Here is a 1,103-nt window from a genome sequence, read left to right as displayed (position 1 = left end):
GCCACCACCGCGACCTCCCTGAGTGGCGTCGCCAACGCAGAGTCCCAGGACACGGTGTCGGTACGTCTGTTGGCGTTCAACGATCTGCACGGCAGTCTCCGCCCGCCGGAAGGTGTTCGCAGCGAGATCAGGCAGGCCGACGGCTCTCTCACCCCGGCCGGTGGCGCGGCGTACCTCGCGGCCTACGTGACACAGCTTCGCAGTCAGGCCACCAACTCGCTGCTGTACTCGGTCGGTGACAACTGGGGATCGTCGGCATTGGAATCGGCGATGTTCAACGACGAGCCGACGGTCGAACTGCTGAACCGGATGAAGATCGACGCTTCCGCGATCGGTAATCATGAGCTGGACAAGGGACTCGCCGAGTTCCGTCGCATGCAGTCCGGCGGCTGCTCCGCCGTCGATGCGTGCACGTTCAGCCCGTCCTTCGACGGCGCCAACTTCCCACTGATGGCCGCGAACATGACGTACACCAACGGCACTCCGGCCACGCTGCCCTTCACCGTGAACATGGTCGACGGCATTCCGCTCGGAGTCATCGCGATTTCCCCCGCCAACACGTCGCAGATCGTCACGCCCGGCGGGATCGCCGATCTGCAGTTCGGCGACGAGGTCGAAGCGATCAACCGCACCGCCGACGTCCTCGACTTCTTCGGCGTCAAAGCCATCACCGTCCTCCTGCACCGTGGGGACGAACCGGCCGTCGAAGGTGGGCCCAACGATTGCAACGTCGAGTCCGGGCCGGCCCGCGACATTGCGTTGCGTGCCTCACCGAAGGTCGACGTCATCTTCACCGCCGACAGCCACCAGCAGTACAACTGCGAATTCCCTGATCCCGCAGGCAATCCCAGAGTCGTCATGCAGGGCGCTTCGCACGGCCGGATCGTGTCCGTCGCAGACGTCACCATCGATCGCAACACCCGCGAGGTCGTTCGCGATCAGACGTCCGCTTTCAATCAGATAGTGACACACGATATTTCGCCGGATCCCGATATTCAGGCTCTCGCGGACCGAGCCTGGTCGGAGGCGTCGGCGCCCGATACACCCATAGACACCCAACTTCCACGCGAATGGCAAAGGGAGCGAACAGGGCGCGACGCCCC

Annotated in this window: 1 protein-coding gene; it reads left to right on the top strand. The window is 64.1% G+C overall.

Going from position 1 to position 1,103, the window contains the following annotated elements:
• Positions 1 to 1,103, top strand: a 1,103-nt coding sequence (locus ABT116_RS49335) for a metallophosphoesterase (protein WP_351648180.1), incomplete at both ends; no start/stop codon positions are given.

Origin of the sequence: Streptomyces sp. NPDC002130 (assembly GCF_040296465.1) — a bacterium.
Lineage (GTDB): Bacteria > Actinomycetota > Actinomycetes > Streptomycetales > Streptomycetaceae > Streptomyces.
This window is presented reverse-complemented; position numbering and strand designations above follow the sequence as displayed.